This window comes from Pseudomonas sp. WS 5532 (assembly GCF_012985445.1).
Taxonomy (GTDB): domain Bacteria; phylum Pseudomonadota; class Gammaproteobacteria; order Pseudomonadales; family Pseudomonadaceae; genus Aquipseudomonas; species Aquipseudomonas edaphica.
Genome location: NZ_JAAQWK010000002.1, coordinates 212,091 through 228,898, shown reverse-complemented (window position 1 = coordinate 228,898; position 16,808 = coordinate 212,091). Strand labels below are relative to the sequence as shown.

General features: G+C 60.7%; 15 protein-coding genes and 1 pseudogene. 9 read left to right on the top strand and 7 right to left on the bottom strand.

Translation table 11 applies throughout. From position 1 onward, the window contains the following. Positions 1 to 28 precede the first annotated feature (28 nt). Positions 29 to 1,321 (top strand): FAD-binding oxidoreductase, encoded by a 1,293-nt coding sequence (locus HBO23_RS04595; RefSeq protein ID WP_170036711.1) that lies wholly within the window; start codon positions 29 to 31, stop codon positions 1,319 to 1,321. On the opposite strand, the gene HBO23_RS04590 is transcribed toward HBO23_RS04595, so the two are convergent. Beyond that, positions 1,322 to 1,546 (bottom strand): DUF1127 domain-containing protein, encoded by a 225-nt coding sequence (locus HBO23_RS04590; protein WP_017135858.1) that lies wholly within the window; start codon positions 1,544 to 1,546, stop codon positions 1,322 to 1,324. A 166-nt stretch (positions 1,547 to 1,712) separates the two neighbouring features. Here HBO23_RS04590 and HBO23_RS04585 point away from each other — a divergent pair, with 166 nt between their 5' ends. Both HBO23_RS04585 and HBO23_RS04580 read left to right on the top strand, forming a co-directional pair. Beyond that, complete coding sequence (locus HBO23_RS04585; RefSeq protein WP_099550264.1) at positions 1,713 to 3,137, top strand: PLP-dependent aminotransferase family protein; 1,425 nt, start codon at positions 1,713 to 1,715, stop codon at positions 3,135 to 3,137. A gap of 61 nt (positions 3,138 to 3,198) precedes the next feature. Next, the gene (locus tag HBO23_RS04580) at positions 3,199 to 4,767 is read left to right on the top strand and encodes a phospholipase D family protein (protein ID WP_170036709.1); all 1,569 of its coding nucleotides are present in this window, start codon (positions 3,199 to 3,201) and stop codon (positions 4,765 to 4,767) included. A gap of 127 nt (positions 4,768 to 4,894) precedes the next feature. On the opposite strand, the gene HBO23_RS04575 is transcribed toward HBO23_RS04580, so the two are convergent. Then, entirely contained in the window at positions 4,895 to 6,037 is a 1,143-nt protein-coding gene (locus tag HBO23_RS04575) for an MFS transporter (protein WP_170036707.1), read from the bottom strand. 180 nt (positions 6,038 to 6,217) lie between these two features. Next, positions 6,218 to 7,711 carry an aldehyde dehydrogenase gene (locus HBO23_RS04570; protein ID WP_170036705.1) on the bottom strand — a complete coding sequence of 498 codons (1,494 nt, stop codon included), beginning with the start codon at positions 7,709 to 7,711 and terminating at the stop codon, positions 6,218 to 6,220. A gap of 230 nt (positions 7,712 to 7,941) precedes the next feature. Here HBO23_RS04570 and HBO23_RS04565 point away from each other — a divergent pair, with 230 nt between their 5' ends. Continuing rightward, on the top strand, positions 7,942 to 8,304 hold the full coding sequence (locus HBO23_RS04565) for a cupin domain-containing protein (RefSeq protein WP_017135853.1): 363 nt from the start codon (positions 7,942 to 7,944) through the stop codon (positions 8,302 to 8,304). A gap of 71 nt (positions 8,305 to 8,375) precedes the next feature. Here HBO23_RS04565 and rpmG read toward each other — a convergent pair whose 3' ends face one another. Together rpmG and rpmB are read right to left on the bottom strand one after the other, a co-directional pair. Further along, positions 8,376 to 8,531, bottom strand: coding sequence for a 50S ribosomal protein L33 (gene rpmG, locus HBO23_RS04560; RefSeq protein ID WP_003176906.1), 156 nt, complete (start codon positions 8,529 to 8,531; stop codon positions 8,376 to 8,378). An 11-nt stretch (positions 8,532 to 8,542) separates the two neighbouring features. Next, positions 8,543 to 8,776, bottom strand: a complete 234-nt coding sequence (rpmB, locus tag HBO23_RS04555; protein ID WP_003176907.1) for a 50S ribosomal protein L28 — start codon at positions 8,774 to 8,776, stop codon at positions 8,543 to 8,545. 458 nt (positions 8,777 to 9,234) lie between these two features. Between rpmB and HBO23_RS04550 the strand changes: the two genes are divergently transcribed. Then, on the top strand, positions 9,235 to 10,827 hold the full coding sequence (locus HBO23_RS04550; RefSeq protein WP_017135852.1) for an ABC transporter substrate-binding protein: 1,593 nt from the start codon (positions 9,235 to 9,237) through the stop codon (positions 10,825 to 10,827). 57 nt (positions 10,828 to 10,884) lie between these two features. On the opposite strand, the gene radC is transcribed toward HBO23_RS04550, so the two are convergent. Then, entirely contained in the window at positions 10,885 to 11,559 is a 675-nt protein-coding gene (gene radC, locus HBO23_RS04545) for a DNA repair protein RadC (protein WP_017135851.1), read from the bottom strand. A 143-nt stretch (positions 11,560 to 11,702) separates the two neighbouring features. On the opposite strand from radC, the gene coaBC reads away from it, so the two are divergent. The 4 genes and pseudogenes from coaBC (at position 11,703) to argB (ending at position 15,961) form a co-directional block, all read left to right on the top strand. Then, on the top strand, positions 11,703 to 12,911 hold the full coding sequence (gene coaBC, locus HBO23_RS04540) for a bifunctional phosphopantothenoylcysteine decarboxylase/phosphopantothenate--cysteine ligase CoaBC (protein WP_015886530.1): 1,209 nt from the start codon (positions 11,703 to 11,705) through the stop codon (positions 12,909 to 12,911). Positions 12,912 to 12,916: 5 nt separating this feature from the next. Further along, the gene (dut, locus tag HBO23_RS04535) at positions 12,917 to 13,372 is read left to right on the top strand and encodes a dUTP diphosphatase (protein ID WP_099550262.1); all 456 of its coding nucleotides are present in this window, start codon (positions 12,917 to 12,919) and stop codon (positions 13,370 to 13,372) included. A 241-nt stretch (positions 13,373 to 13,613) separates the two neighbouring features. Further along, positions 13,614 to 15,035 (top strand): annotated as a pseudogene (locus tag HBO23_RS04530) (phosphomannomutase/phosphoglucomutase); the annotation flags it as partial. A gap of 20 nt (positions 15,036 to 15,055) precedes the next feature. After that, the gene (argB, locus tag HBO23_RS04525) at positions 15,056 to 15,961 is read left to right on the top strand and encodes an acetylglutamate kinase (protein WP_015886532.1); all 906 of its coding nucleotides are present in this window, start codon (positions 15,056 to 15,058) and stop codon (positions 15,959 to 15,961) included. A 168-nt stretch (positions 15,962 to 16,129) separates the two neighbouring features. Here argB and pyrE read toward each other — a convergent pair whose 3' ends face one another. Continuing rightward, the gene (gene pyrE, locus HBO23_RS04520; RefSeq protein WP_017135848.1) at positions 16,130 to 16,774 is read right to left on the bottom strand and encodes an orotate phosphoribosyltransferase; all 645 of its coding nucleotides are present in this window, start codon (positions 16,772 to 16,774) and stop codon (positions 16,130 to 16,132) included. Positions 16,775 to 16,808: the final 34 nt, after the last annotated feature.

The following is a 16,808-nucleotide window of genomic DNA, read 5'->3' as shown; positions in this document are numbered from 1 at the left end:
TCAAATTTTCCAAACAGGGATGCTCCCCATGACCGCCAGCGCCCGGCACACCGCTTCCTACTACGCCGCCAGCAGCGTTTCACAGCCCGACTACCCGGCGTTGATGGGCGAAGTGCGCGCCGATGTGTGCGTGATTGGCGGCGGCTATTCCGGCCTAAACACAGCGCTTGAGCTGGCCGAGCGTGGCTTTAGCGTGGTGCTGCTGGAAGCGCGCAAGCTCGGCTGGGGCGCCAGCGGCCGCAACGGCGGCCAGCTGATTCGCGGTGTCGGCCACGGCCTGGACCAGTTCAGCAACGTGATCGGCAGCGACGGCGTGCGCCAGATGAAGCTGATGGGCCTGGAAGCCGTCGAGATCGTGCGCGAGCGGGTCGAGCGCTATCAGATCCCCTGCGACCTGACCTGGGGTTACTGCGACCTCGCCAACAAACCCCGCGATCTGATCGGCCTGGCCGAAGACGCCGAAGAACTGCGCAACCTCGGTTATCGCCATGAAGTACGTCTGCTGCAAGCCAACGAGATGAGCAGCGTGATCGGCTCCGAGCGCTATGCAGGCGGCATGATCGACATGGGTTCCGGCCATTTGCACCCGCTGAACCTGGCCCTCGGCGAAGCCGCCGCCGCGCAGCAGCTGGGCGTGAAGCTGTTTGAGCAGTCCGAAGTGACGCGCATCGACTACGGCCCCGAGGTCAACGTGCACACCGCCAATGGCAACGTGCGCGCCAACACCCTGGTGCTGGCCTGCAACGCCTACCTCAACGGCCTGAACCCGCAATTGAGCGGTAAGGTGCTGCCCGCCGGCAGCTACATCATCGCCACCGAACCCTTGAACGAAGCCCAGGCCGCCAGCCTGCTGCCGCAGAACATGGCGGTGTGCGATCAACGCGTGACCGTGGATTACTTCCGCCTGTCCGCCGACCGCCGCCTGCTGTTCGGCGGAGCCTGCCACTATTCCGGCCGCGACCCGCAGGACATCGGCGCCTATATGCGCCCCAAAATGCTCAAGGTGTTCCCGCAACTGGCGGACGTGAAGATCGACTACCAATGGGGCGGCATGATCGGCATCGGCGCCAACCGCCTGCCGCAGATTGGCCGGCTGGCCGACCAGCCCAACGTGTATTACGCCCAGGCCTACGCCGGCCATGGCCTCAACGCCACGCACCTGGCCGGCAAGCTGCTCGCCGAAGCCATCAGCGGCCAACAGCAGGGGCGTTTTGATTTGTTCGCCCAGGTGCCGCACATCACCTTCCCCGGCGGCAAACATCTGCGCTCGCCGCTGTTGGCGCTGGGGATGCTCTGGCACCGGGTCAAAGAGCTGCTCTAATCAGTCGCGCCAGAACGGCTTCATGCCTTCCTGGCGCGCCTGTTCGGCAGTCAACCCGACGTCACGCAGTTGCTCACCGGTCAGGTGCAGCAAGGCTTTGCGCGTGTAGCGGCGGTGCCAGAACAGACTCCAGCGGCTGATATCGCGCGGCGCCTTCGCCCGCTCCTGCCCTGCCTGCAATTGCTGACTGTGTAACATCAGCCGCACATCGCTCATGCCGTTCATCGTGTTGCCCCTCATTTGCCTGTTGCCATGAGTGACTAGGATGAGCGCGCGGGCCAAACCATTACAGATTCAACCAATCTTTATTAAATCCATACAGATACTGCCCATGAAAGGCTGAATCCTGTATTTTGCGCCTATCTGTACTGGTCCCCTCGGAGCGATCACCATGACCCTCTACGTCAACCTCGCCGAATTACTGGGCACGCGCATCGAGCAGGGCTTCTATCGCCCCGGTGATCGCTTGCCTTCCGTGCGGGCCTTGAGTGTGGAACACGGAGTGAGCCTGAGCACCGTGCAACAAGCCTACCGATTGCTGGAAGACAACGGCCTGGCGATGCCCAAGCCCAAGTCGGGCTACTTTGTGCCGGTCGGACGCGAGTTGCCGGCGCTGCCGGAAATCGGCCGTCCGGCACAGCGCCCGGTGGAAATCTCGCAGTGGGACCAGGTGCTGGAACTGATTCGCGCCGTGCCGCGCAAAGACGTCATACAGATGGGCCGTGGCATGCCGGACGTATTGTCGCCGACCATGAAGCCCCTGCTGCGCAGCCTGGCCCGGGTGAGCCGTCGCCAGGACCTGCCGGGGCTGTATTACGACAATATCCTTGGCTGTATGGAGTTGCGTGAGCAGATCGCTCGACTGTCTCTGGATTCCGGCTGCCAGTTGACCGCCGAAGATATCGTGATCACCACCGGCTGCCATGAAGCGCTGTCCGCCAGCATCCACGCGATTTGCGAGCCTGGCGATATTGTTGCGGTCGACTCGCCAAGCTTTCACGGCGCGATGCAAACCCTCAAAGGTCTGGGCATGAAGGCCCTGGAAATCCCCACCGACCCCATCACCGGCATCAGCCTCGAAGCACTGGAGCTGGCACTGGAACAGTGGCCGATCAAGGTCATCCAGCTGACCCCCAACTGCAATAACCCGCTGGGTTACATCATGCCCGAGGCACGCAAACGCGCACTGCTAACCCTGGCCCAGCGCTTTGACGTGGCGATTATTGAAGACGATGTGTACGGCGAATTGGCCTACAGCTACCCGCGTCCGCGCACGATCAAATCCTTCGACGAAGATGGCCGTGTGCTGCTGTGCAGCTCGTTCTCGAAAACCCTGGCGCCCGGCCTGCGCATCGGCTGGGTAGCGCCAGGGCGCTATCTTGAGCGGGTGTTGCACATGAAATACATCAGCACCGGTTCCACGGCGACGCAACCGCAGATCGCCATCGCCGAGTTCCTCAAAAACGGTCACTTCGAGCCGCATTTGCGGCGGATGCGCACCCAATACCAGCGCAATCGCGACTTGATGCTCGATTGGGTCAGCCGTTATTTCCCCGCCGGCACCCGTGCCAGCCGGCCCCAAGGTAGCTTCATGCTATGGATCGAGCTGCCGGAAGGCTTTGATACCTTGAAGCTTAACCGTGTGCTGGTGGAACAAGGCGTACAGGTGGCGGTGGGCAGCATCTTTTCCGCCTCCGGCAAATACCGTAATTGCCTGCGCATGAACTACGCTGCCAAGCCAACGCCGCAGATCGAAGAGGCAGTGCGCAAGGTCGGGGCCGCCGCGATGAAGATGCTTGCCGAGGTGACCGACTGACCTTTCCCCGCAATCTGCCGTCATATCCCACAACCGCCCTGACCTGGAAGCAGTGCCTTTGATGATTCGACGGCTTTTACCGTTTTTACTGCTGGGCGCCCTGACGCTGAGTGGCTGCGCCACGGTCGATGCACCGCGCATCCCCAGCGACGCCCTGCCTGCGGCGCAATCCTCGTTCGGGCGCTCGATCCAGGCCCAGGCGGCGCCGTACCAAGGTCGTTCGGGCTTTCGCCTGTTGCCCAACAGCAGCGAAGCCTTCATGGCCCGTGCCGAACTGATCCGCAATGCTCAGAGCAGCCTCGACCTGCAGTACTACATCGTGCACGACGGCATCAGCACGCGCATGCTCGTGGATGAACTGCTCAAGGCCGCCGACCGTGGTGTGCGCATCCGTATCTTGCTGGACGACACCACCAGCGACGGCCTCGATCAGGTTATCGCCACCCTCGCCGCCCACCCGCAGATCCAGATTCGCCTGTTCAACCCGCTGCACCTGGGCCGCAGCACCGGCGTGACACGGGCGATGGGCCGGCTGTTCAACCTGTCGCTGCAACACCGGCGCATGCACAACAAGCTGTGGCTGGCGGATAACAGCGTGGCCATTGTCGGCGGGCGCAACCTGGGCGACGAGTATTTCGATGCCGAGCCCAATCTCAACTTCACCGATATCGACATGCTCAGCGTCGGCCCGGTGGCCGAGCAGCTCGGGCACAGCTTTGATCAGTACTGGAACAGCGCGCTGAGCAAGCCCATTGACGACTTCGTCTCAAGCACCCCGTCCAAGGGTGACCTGAACGCCGCACGCGCACGCCTGCAAGACTCGTTGGCTGAGTCGCGCCAGCAGAACCACGCCCTCTATAACCGCTTGCGCACTTACCAGACACAACCGCGCATGGACATCTGGCGGCGCGAGCTGATCTGGGCCTGGAACCAGGCGTTGTGGGATGCGCCGAGCAAAGTGCTGGCCAAGGCTGACCCTGATCCACGCTTACTGCTAACCACTCAGCTGGCGCCGGAGCTGGAAGGCGTCAGCCATGAGCTGATAATGATTTCGGCGTATTTCGTGCCGGGGCAACCCGGGCTGGTGTACCTGACCGGGCGCGCCGATGCGGGCGTGTCAGTCAGCCTGCTGACCAACTCCCTCGAAGCCACCGACGTGCCTGCCGTACACGGCGGCTACGCGCCCTATCGCAAGGCGTTGCTGGAACACGGCGTGAAACTCTATGAGCTGCGCCGCCAACCGGGCGATGCGGGCGGTGGCAGTGGCCCACACTTGTTTCGCCGAGGCGCCTTCCACGGCTCGGACTCCAGCCTGCACAGCAAGGCGATGATCTTTGATCGGCAAAAGTCGTTTATCGGCTCGTTCAACTTCGACCCGCGCTCGGTGCTGTGGAACACCGAAGTCGGGGTGCTGGTAGACAGCCCCGAACTGGCGGAACACGTGCGCAACCTGGCGCTGCAAGGCATGGCGCCGGCGTTGAGCTATGAGGCGAAACTGCAGGATGGCCAGGTGGTGTGGGTGACCGAGGATAACGGCCAATTGCACACCCTGACGCGGGAGCCGGGCAGTTGGTGGCGCAGGTTTAATGCGTGGTTCGCCACCAGTGTTGGCCTGGAGCGCATGCTGTAAGAACAACAGGGTCAACTGTGGGAGCCGGGCTTGCCCGCGATAGCGGAGTATCAGGCGCCATTTGGGCAAGCTGACACACCGCTATCGCAGGCAAGCCAGCTCCCACAGTTGATTGCATTTCAAATGCTTAGGCAGGCTGTACGGCGCCAAATGCGCCCTGGCGCAGCAACAACACCACCAGCCCCAGCGCCCCGGCCGCCATCAACAGCGGCAGCGCATGCCCGCTGATCCATTGGCTGCCCGCGCCCGCTACCAGAGGCCCGATCAGGCAACCGATGCCCCACAGCTGCGCTACGTGAGCATTGGCGCGCACCAGCGCATCGTCGCGATAACGCTCACCGATCAGGATCAGCGACAAGGTGAACAACCCACCGGCACTCGCGCCAAAGATCACCCACACCGGCCAGATCAACTGCGTATGCAATAGCAAAGGAATCGCCAGGCTTGAGGCCAGCAACAACACCGCGCAGCTCAAGAACAAGGTGCGCCGTGGCAAGTAGTCGGCCAAAGCGCCAATGGGCAATTGCAACAGCGCATCACCGACCACCACGGTGCTGACCATGGCCAAGGCAATCTCGGCGGTGAAACCCTGCTGCAGGCAATACACCGGCAGCAGCGTCAGAATCATCGCCTCGAACGCGGCGAACAAGGCGACCGCCCAGGCAATTGCCGGCAGCGTCAGGCAGAAACGCCACAGGTCACTGAACGTCACGCTGAAGGACTCGGCGGTTGGGGCACCGGAACGCCCTAGCAGCAACAGCGGCGCGACCACCAACAAGCCAACGCCCACCCAGAAGCCATAGTCATGGTCAGTGCCGAGTACGCCCAGCAGCAACGGGCCCGACAATTGGCTCAAGGCATAGCTGCAACCGTACAGCGCCACCAGGCGGCCACGCCATTGCTCGACCACCAACTGGTTGATCCAGCTTTCACCCAGGATAAACACAATGGTCAGGATCACGCCGATCATCAGCCGCAGCACCAGCCACACCGGGTAGCTGGGTAGTATTGCCAGCAAGCCGATGGAGATGGCACCGGCCCACAGGCACAGCCGCATCAGGTTGGCGGTGCCCAGCCACGAGGCCAGCCGGCTGGAGACCTTCGCGCCGAGCAGTACGCCAAAAGCCGGCATGGCGGCCATCACGCCAATGGCGAAGCTGCCATAACCCCAGCCTTCGAGACGCAGGGACACCAGCGGCATGCTCACGCCCAAGGCCAGGCCGACGCTGAGGACAGAGGCCAGCACGGCGAAATAAGTCGCCCAACGCATTTCCACGCTCCTGTGGATAATTATCAAGATCACACAAAACAGTGTGGGAGCGGGCTTGTGTGGGAGCCGGGCTTGCCCGCGATGCAGACACCTCGGTTTATCTGTTACACCGAGTTGATGCTATCGCAGGCAAGCCAGCTCCCACACAAACCGGCTCCCACATTTGACCTGCGGTGTTGCTTACAGCTTGATCCAGGTCGATTTCAGCTCGGTGTACTTGTCGAACGCGTGCAGCGACTTGTCGCGACCGTTACCCGACTGTTTGAAACCACCAAAGGGTGCGGTCATGTCGCCGCCGTCGTATTGGTTGACCCACACGCTACCGGCGCGCAAGGCCTTGGCAGTCAGGTGTGCCTTGGAGATATCAGCGGTCCACACGGCTGCGGCCAGGCCATAAATGGTGTCGTTGGCAATAGCGACCGCCTCTTCGGCGCTGTCGAATGTGATAACCGACAGCACTGGGCCGAAGATTTCTTCCTGGGCGATCTTCATGGCGTTGGTCACGCCGTCGAAAATCGTCGGCTCCACATAGGTGCCACCAGTTTCTTGCAGGGTGCGCTTGCCACCCGCCACCAGCTTGGCGCCGTCGGCATGGCCAGCTTCGATGTACGACAGCACGTTATTCATCTGCTGGGTGTCCACCAGGGCACCGACGTTGGTCGCCGGGTCCAGCGGGTTACCTGGCTTCCAGCCCTTGAGAGCCTCGATCACCAGCGGCAGGAATTTATCCTTGATGGAGCGCTCGACCAGCAGGCGCGAGCCGGCGGTGCAGACCTCGCCCTGGTTGAAGGCGATGGCGCCCGCGGCAGATTCGGCGGCGGCTTGCAGGTCCGGCGCATCAGCAAACACGATATTCGGGCTCTTGCCGCCCGCTTCCAGCCATACACGCTTCATGTTCGACTCGCCGGAGCGGATCAACAGTTGCTTGGCGATTTTCGTGGAACCGGTAAACACCAGGGTGTCGACGTCCATGTGCAGCGCCAGCGCGTTGCCGACGGTGTGGCCGTAGCCCGGCAGCACGTTCAACACGCCTTTAGGGATGCCGGCCTCAACGGCCAGGGCCGCGATGCGGATGGCCGTCAGTGGGGATTTTTCGGACGGCTTGAGGATCACCGAGTTACCGGTGGACAGCGCAGGGCCGAGTTTCCAGCAGGCCATCATCAGCGGGAAGTTCCACGGCACGATGGCGCCCACTACGCCGACCGGCTCGCGGGTCACCAGACCCAACTGGTTGTGCGGGGTGGCGGCGACTTCGTCGTAGATCTTGTCGATCGCCTCGCCGCTCCAGCTAAGGGCGTTGGCGGCGCCAGGCACGTCAATTCCCAGGGAGTCGGAAATCGGCTTGCCCATGTCCAGGGTTTCGAGCAGCGCCAGTTCTTCGGCATTGGCGTTGAGCAGCGCGGCGAAACGGATCATGACGGCTTTGCGTTTGGCCGGCGCCAGGCGCGACCAGACACCAGAATTGAACGTAGCGCGGGCGTTCTCGACAGCGCGCTGGGCGTCGGCGGCGTCGCAGCTGGCAACGGTAGCCAGCAAGCGGCCATCGACCGGGCTGATGCATTCGAACGTGTCACCGGAAACAGCAGCGGTGTACTCACCATTGATGTAGGCGCGGCCTTCGATCTTCAGATCCTTGGCGCGTTGTTCCCAATCGGCACGGGGCAGGGTGGTCATGCGAGTGTCCTCCTCTTATTGAATACAAGGGCCAGGTGATGTCCCCCGGCAGCCTCAAAGAATTCTTGCCCGGCCAGCCTGCTGTTCGGCTCAAGGCAGCTGCCACCCTAAACCAGCGGCTGGGGGTGTTTCAATATATTTGACATAACGGCGGTAAACGCCCTTGCGATGTTCATTTTAATAAACATAGACTTTGGGCTCTCCAACCGCAGGCCAGACGGGACACGCACATGAGCATCCAGGATATCGTCGACTTCAGCCAAGCCAACACCACCCCGGACCGCTACCGCCCGGCCGCCGAAAAAATCCTCAAGGGCGACCCCGAGCAGACGATTTATAACCACTACAACAGCCCGTGCGGCCAGATGAACGCCGGCGTGTGGGAAGGTGAAGTCGGGCAGTGGAAGGTCAATTACAGCGAGCATGAGTATTGCGAGATTGTGCAGGGGGTTTCGGTACTGCGTGATGCCGATGGCAATGCCAAGACCTTGCGTGCCGGCGACCGTTTCGTAATTCCTGCCGGGTTCAGCGGCACCTGGGAAGTGCTGGAGCCGTGCCGCAAGATCTACGTGGTGTTCGAGCAGAAAGCCTGATCAGCACATTTCAGGCAAAAAAAAGCCCGTCTCGTGAGAGACGGGCTTTTTTTCACAAGGAAGAAAATCAATTACTTGATTTTGCCTTCTTTGTAGATCACGTGCTTGCGAACGCGCGGGTCGAACATTTTCTTTTCGAGCTTGTCCGGGGTAGTACGCTTGTTCTTGTCGGTAGTGTAGAAGTGACCAGTACCGGCGCTAGAGATCATTCGAATCAATTCACGCATGATAAAGCTCCTTAAATCTTGCCAGCGGCGCGGATTTCGGCCAGCACGACAGTGATGCCACGCTTGTCGATGATACGCATGCCTTTGGCAGATACACGCAGGCGAACAAAACGTTTCTCTTCTTCAACCCAGAAGCGGTGATGCTGCAGGTTCGGCAGGAAACGACGACGGGTTTTGTTATTTGCGTGGGAAATGTTATTCCCAGTCACCGGACCCTTACCGGTAACTTGACAGACTCTCGACATGCCTCAGCCCTCTAAAACCACATGCCCAACCCGGCATGGGTTGGCCGCTTAATCTCTCAGTCATTTGGCGCCAGGCGCCGCGTTTCTTTAAGGGTCTTACCGGCTACACCTACAGTGAAGGAACCGGGCCCCTAGAAAAGAGCGCTGCTTTATACCAGAAAGACCCCAATGCAACAACAGCCCGTGTGTTTTTACCGGCGTAAATCTTGGCAATAGACGCCCGAACCGTTGCCAGGAGGGGCCGCTGTAACAGCCGACCACTCGTCGCACAGAATGATTTACCGCGCTCGCCCGCACACAAAAGTACAAGGCGAAACGCGCTGAGGCGCCATCAAAACAGCATTTGCGCCAAAAGCACAGGCAAAAATGGGCTAGTCATTTATCAATCAGACCACTACGGTAGGCTTTTTCCAGACTGCACTCGCAGATGGGCCTTCGATCTGCAAAGGAAACCGAATATGCGCCTCGCTGCCCTACCGCTATTGCTCGCCCCTCTATTTATCGCGCCGCTGGCCTCTGCCGCCACCAATCTGAGCGTTTGCACCGAGGCCAGCCCCGAAGGGTTCGATGTGGTGCAGTACAACTCGCTGACCACCACCAACGCCTCGGCCGACGTGCTGATGAACCGCCTGGTGGACTACGACGCCACGGCCGGCAAGCTGGTGCCGAGCCTGGCGGACAGCTGGCAAGTGTCGCCCGATGGTCTGACCTACACCTTCAAACTGCACCCGAACGTGAAGTTCCACCGCACCGAGTACTTCAATCCAAGCCGCACCCTGACTGCCGAAGACGTACGCTTCAGCTTTGAACGCATGCTCGACCCGGCCAACCCATGGCACAAGATCGCCCAGAGCGGCTTCCCCCATGCGCAGTCGCTGCAACTACCCGCATTGGTCAAGAAGATCGATGCTCTCGACCCATTAACCGTGCGCTTCACCCTGGATCACGCCGACTCCACCTTCCTCGCCGCCTTGAGCATGGGTTTTGCCTCGATCTACCCGGCCGAATACGCCGACAAACTGCTCAAGGCCGGCACGCCTGAAAAACTCAACAGCCAGCCAATCGGCACCGGCCCGTTCGTGTTTGTACGGTTCCAGAAGGATGCCGTGGTCCGCTATAAAGCCAACCCGGATTACTTTGCTGGCAAACCGGCTGTGGATAACTTGATCTTCGCCATCACCCCGGATGCCAACGTGCGCCTGCAAAAGCTGCATCGCGATGAATGCCAGATCGCCCTGTCGCCCAAGCCACTGGATGTGAGTGAAGCCGAGAAAGATCCTGCACTCAAAGTAGAAAAAACCCCGGCCTTCATGACCGCATTCGTCGCGATCAACAGCCAGCACCCGCCGCTGGACAAGCCCGAAGTGCGCCAGGCAATCAACCTGGCCTTCGACAAAGACAGCTACCTCAAGGCCGTATTTGAAGGCACCGCCGAAGCAGCCAATGGCATTTACCCACCCAATACCTGGAGTTACGCCAAGGACTTGCCAGGTTATCCACAGAACATCGCCAAGGCCAAGACGCTGCTGGAGCGCGCCGGACTCAAGAACGGCTTCAAGACCACAATCTGGACTCGCCCCACTGGCAGCCTGCTGAACCCCAACCCCAACCTCGGTGCCCAGTTGCTGCAAGCGGACCTGGCCAAAGTCGGCATCCAGGCCGAGATTCGCGTAATCGAATGGGGCGAACTGATCCGCCGCGCCAAAGCCGGCGAACATGACCTGCTGTTCATGGGCTGGGCCGGCGACAACGGCGACCCGGATAACTTCCTCACCCCGCAGTTCTCATGCGCTGCGGTAAAATCCGGCACCAACTTTGCCCGCTACTGCGATCCGGCCCTGGACAAGCTGATCAGCGCCGGCAAGACCACCAGTGAACAAGGCGTGCGCAGCAAGTTGTACCAACAGGCCCAGGCTCAGATTCAGCAGCAGGCATTGTGGCTGCCATTGGCACACCCCACCGCATTCGCCCTGACGCGCAAGAATGTTGACGGCTACCAGGTGAGCCCGTTTGGGCGCCAGGATTTCTCCAAGGTCAGCGTCAAGCCCTAAGCTGCAAGCTGCAAGCCGCTTGTGGCTTGCAGCTTCAACCTTGCAGCTGCTCCCATCCTACAACCAGCCGTATTCCGCCATCGACAGCGGGTCGCCATCTCCCACGATGATGTGGTCGAGCACCCGCACATCTACCGACTCCAAGGCCTTTTGCAATATTTTGGTTAATTTTCGATCAGCCGCACTTGGCTCGACGCTCCCGGACGGATGGTTGTGGCACAGGATAAGAGCCGCCGCGTTGTAAGCGAGCGCGCGCTTGACCACTTGTCGCGGATAAACGATGGCCGCGTCGATGGTGCCCTCAAATAGCGCCTCAAAGCCCAGCACCCGGTGCTTTGAGTCAAGAAACAGGCAGCCGAATATTTCGTGGGGCTCGTGGCGCAGCAAGGCCTTGAGGTACTCACGTACGGCCAGCGGGCTTTCCAGCACCGAGTCGGCACGCAAGCGTTCGGCCATATGCCGCCGAGACATTTCCAGCACCGCCTGCAACTGGGCAAATTTCGCCGGCCCCAGCCCCAAGTGCTGGCTGAACAGCGTCTGGCTGGCCTCCAACAACGGGCGCAGGCCACCGAATTGCGCCAATAGATGGCGCGCCAGGTCGACTGCGCTTCTGCCGGAAACCCCGGTACGCAGGAAGATCGCCAACAACTCGGCATCCGACAGACTCGCCGCGCCCCATTCCAAAAGCTTCTCCCGTGGGCGTTCCGCCACAGGCCAATCGCGAATACTCATCCCGCCTCCCTCTGCACGTGCGCCGCTGTTGCCTGGCGGTCGCTGTGTTATCTTAAGCCCTCTTTTTTGCATGTGATTTCCCCTGGGGAGGGGGCATCGCAGGCGTCACTGAACTGGCATCACTGAACTGGAAAGGCAAACCAATGCAGCGTCTGTATCGGAAACGCATCGTTCTCGGCGTCGGCGGCGGCATTGCCGCCTACAAGAGCGCAGAACTGGTTCGCAGGCTCCTGGACCAGGGCGCCGAAGTGCGCGTGGTCATGACCCGTGGTGGCAGTGAGTTCATCACCCCGCTGACCATGCAGGCCTTGTCTGGGCACCCGGTTCACCTGGACCTTTTGGACCCGGCGGCCGAAGCTGCCATGGGCCACATCGAGCTGGCAAAATGGGCCGACCTGGTGTTGATCGCCCCGGCCACCGCCGACCTGATCGCCCGCCTGGCCCAAGGCATCGCCGATGACCTGCTGACCACTCTGGTACTGGCCACCGACGCCACCGTCGCCATCGCACCGGCCATGAACCAGGCCATGTGGCGCGACCCGGCCACCCAGGCCAACACCCAACTCCTGCAAAGCCGTGGCCTTAAAGTATTTGGCCCGGCTTCGGGCAGCCAAGCCTGCGGCGACGTGGGCATGGGCCGCATGCTTGAGGCTACTGACCTCGCGCTGTGCGCCGCCGAGTGCTTTCAGCACCTGGCTCTCACGGGCAAACATGTGCTGATTACCGCCGGCCCGACCCAGGAAAACATCGACCCGGTGCGTTACATCACCAACCATAGCTCAGGAAAAATGGGCTTTGCCTTGGCGGAAGCCGCGGTCGAGGCAGGCGCACGCGTCACCCTGATCACCGGCCCGGTGCACTTGCCAACCCCTGATCGCGTCACACGAATCGACGTAGTCAGCGCCCGGGACATGCTGGCGGCCTGTGAAGCGGCCATTCCCTGCGACCTGTTTATCGCCTCGGCAGCGGTTGCAGACTACCGCCCGGAAGTCGTCGCCCCGCAAAAGCTTAAGAAAGACCCTACAAGCGGCGACGGCCTGCTCCTGCAAATGGTGCGCAACCCGGACATCCTGGCCACCATCGCCACGCGCCCGGACCGCCCGTTCAGTGTCGGTTTCGCCGCCGAAACCGAGCACTTGCTGGACTACGCCGCACGCAAATTGAAAGACAAAAACCTCGACCTGATCGTTGCCAATGATGTCGCCAACCCGAGCATCGGCTTCAACAGCGAGGAAAACGCCTGCAGCGTGATCGACCGCGAGCTGCACGCCACCCTTTTCGCCCAGACCAGCAAGGGCAAGATTGCCCGCCAACTGATCTCATTTATCGCCCAACGGCTGAACCAGGTTTAATTTACATGCACGCTTTGCAAGCCAAGATCCTCGACCCCCGCATCGGCAACGAATTTCCTCTGCCGGCCTATGCCACTCCGGGCTCCGCCGGCCTGGACCTGCGCGCCATGCTCAAGGAAGACACCGTCCTTGAGCCAGGCCAGACAATCCTGATTCCTACCGGCCTGTCGATCTACGTCGGCGACCCAGGCCTGGCGGCATTGATCCTGCCGCGCTCCGGCCTGGGCCACAAACATGGCATCGTGCTGGGCAACCTCGTAGGCCTGATCGATTCGGACTATCAGGGCGAATTGATGGTGTCGTGCTGGAACCGTGGCAACACCGCGTTCAACATCGCTGTCGGCGAGCGCATCGCCCAGTTGGTGCTGGTACCGGTGGTACAGGCACACTTCGAACTGGTGCAGGAGTTCGACGAAACTCAGCGCGGCGCAGGTGGTTTTGGGCATTCCGGCAGCCACTGACTAAGCTGAACCTTGCCGGATGCAGTTGTCCGGCAAGACGCCACCGCATGGCTATTCAGGATGAAGAATGTGCGGATTTATTCAGCGAAATTTCCACAATGAAATCAATGCATTACGCGTTTTCCCAAAGTGCCTCGGCACGCCGATGGCATTTTTGCACCACGAACTCTCTGCCGAAAACACCGTCATACCCTTCAGTTTGAGCCTGCCGGTCAGCCACTTTAAGGCCAGCTTTGCCCCCCTTCAGATGGAGTTCACCCCCGCGATGAGTACCGCAGCCCGAGTAGCCCCGACATTCCCCGACAGCATCTTCCGCGCCTACGACATTCGTGGCGTGGTGCCCAAGACCCTGACCGCCGAAACCGCCTACTGGATCGGCCGCGCCATCGGAGCCCAGAGCCTGGCCCAGGGCGAACCTAATGTCTCGGTAGGCCGTGATGGCCGCTTGTCCGGCCCGGAGCTGGTGGAACAACTGATCCAGGGCCTCGCTGACAGCGGTTGCCACGTCAGCGACGTCGGCCTGGTGCCGACACCAGCGCTGTACTACGCGGCCAACGTACTGGCCGGTAAGTCCGGGGTGATGCTCACCGGCAGCCATAATCCCTCGGACTACAACGGCTTCAAGATCGTCATCGCCGGTGACACCCTGGCCAACGAACAGATCCAGGCCCTGCACGACCGCCTCAAGACCAACGACCTGACCAGCGGCAAAGGCAGTGTCACCAAAGTCGACATTCTGCAACGCTACTCTGACCAGATCACCGGCGACGTCAAATTGGCCCGCCGCCTGAAAGTGGTGGTGGACTGCGGCAACGGCGCGGCTGGCGTGATCGCTCCGCAACTGCTCGAAGCCCTCAACTGTGAAGTGATCCCGCTGTTCTGCGACGTCGACGGCAACTTCCCCAACCATCACCCGGACCCAGGCAAGCCTGAAAACCTGGTGGACTTGATCGCCAAGGTCAAGGAAACCGGCGCCGACGTGGGCCTGGCGTTCGACGGTGACGGCGACCGTGTTGGCGTGGTGACCAACACCGGCGAAAACGTGTTCGCCGACCGCCTGCTGATGCTGTTTGCCCGTGACGTGGTGGCGCGCAATGCCAACGCCGAAATCATCTTCGACGTGAAGTGCACCCGCCGCCTCACGCCGTTGATCAAGGAATATGGCGGTCGCCCGCTAATGTGGAAGACCGGTCATTCGTTGATCAAAAAGAAAATGAAGGAAACCGGCGCACTGTTGGCCGGTGAAATGAGCGGCCACGTGTTCTTCAAAGAGCGCTGGTTCGGTTTCGACGACGGCATTTACAGCGCCGCCCGTCTGCTGGAGATCCTCAGCAAGGAAAAATCCACGGCGCAAGAGCTGTTTCAGACCTTCCCGAACGATATTTCTACGCCAGAGATCAATATACATGTGACCGAGGAGAGCAAATTCAGCATCATTGACGCACTGCACGATGCGCAATGGGGCGAAGGCGCCAACCTGACCACCATTGATGGTGTGCGAGTCGATTACGCCAAAGGCTGGGGCCTGGTTCGCGCGTCCAACACCACACCGGTGCTGGTCCTGCGTTTCGAGGCGGATACCGAGGCTGAGTTGCAGCGCATCAAGGACGTGTTCCACGCCCAGTTGAAACGTGTTGCCCCTGATCTCCAATTACCGTTCTGATTTTTTTACCGGAGCCCTGAATGACCCTCGAACGCGAAGCCGCTGCCAACACTGCCAAGGTCCTGTCCGAAGCGTTGCCTTACATTCGACGCTACGTCGGCAAGACGCTGGTGATCAAGTACGGCGGCAATGCCATGGAAAGCGACGAGCTGAAAACCGGTTTTGCCCGCGACATCGTGTTGATGAAAGCCGTGGGGATCAACCCGGTGGTCGTCCATGGTGGCGGCCCGCAAATCGGTGACCTGCTCAAGCGCTTGTCGATCGAGAGTCACTTCATCGATGGCATGCGCGTCACGGACGCGCAAACCATGGACGTGGTGGAGATGGTCCTTGGCGGCCAGGTCAACAAGGACATCGTTAACCTGATCAACCGCCATGGCGGCAGTGCCATCGGCCTGACCGGCAAGGACGCGGAACTGATCCGCGCGAAAAAACTGACGGTGACCCGCCAGACGCCGGAAATGACCCAGCCGGAAATCATCGACATCGGCCAGGTAGGCGAAGTAATCGGCATCAATACCGACTTGCTGAACCTGTTGGTCAAGGGCGACTTCATCCCGGTGATCGCGCCCATCGGCGTGGGCGCCAACGGTGAGTCCTACAACATCAACGCCGATCTGGTCGCCGGTAAAGTGGCTGAAGCACTGAAAGCCGAGAAGCTGATGCTGCTGACCAACATCGCCGGGCTGATGGACAAGGAAGGCAAGGTATTGACCGGTTTGACCACTCAACAAGTGGACGAGCTGATTGCCGATGGCACCATCTACGGCGGCATGCTGCCGAAGATCCGTTGCGCGCTGGAAGCCGTGCAAGGCGGCGTGGGCAGTTCGCTGATCCTGGATGGCCGCGTGCCGAATGCGATCCTGCTGGAAATCTTCACCGATACGGGTGTGGGTACGCTGATCAGTAACCGCAAGCGGCCTTAAACGCCAAAAACCAAAAGGCCCCGCTCAATCAAATTGAGCGGGGCCTTTTTTGTTTTCACAGTTCCAATGTGGGAGCTGGCTTGCCTGCGATGACGGCGGCACATTCAAGAACTGCACCGCCTGACATACCGCTATCGCGGGCAAGCCCGCTCCCACAGGGGTTCGGTGTCAGACGCCGAACTGCTCACGGTACGCACGCACTGCAGGCAAATGCTGCTTGAGCTGCGCGTCATCTTCCAGGTATTGCAGCACCTGGTTCAACGAAACAATGCTCACCACCGGAATACCGAAATCACGCTCCACTTCCTGGATTGCCGACAACTCACCGTTGCCGCGCTCCTGGCGGTTCAGCGCGATCAGCACGCCGGCGGCCTTGGCACCTTCCTGGGACGCGATGATCTGCATCACTTCACGGATGGCGGTGCCGGCGGTGATCACATCGTCGATGATCAGCACGTCGCCCTTGAGTGGCGCACCGACCAGGCTGCCGCCTTCGCCATGAGCCTTGGCCTCTTTGCGGTTGAAGCACCATGGCAAATCCAGCTCATGATGTTCAGCCAGGGCCACGGCCGTAGCGGCCGCCAGAGGGATGCCCTTGTAAGCTGGCCCGAACAACACGTCGAAGGAAATACCGCTATCGACGATGGCTGCCGCATAGAAACGACCCAGCTGAGCCAGGGCCGAACCCGAGTTGAACAGGCCTGCATTGAAGAAGTAAGGGCTGGTGCGCCCGGACTTCAAAGTGAACTCACCGAAGCGTAAAACGCCGCGATCGATGGCAAAACGAATGAAATCGCGTTGATACGCCTGCATGAAAAAAGCCTCAGATACCACGGATTTAGCTAAT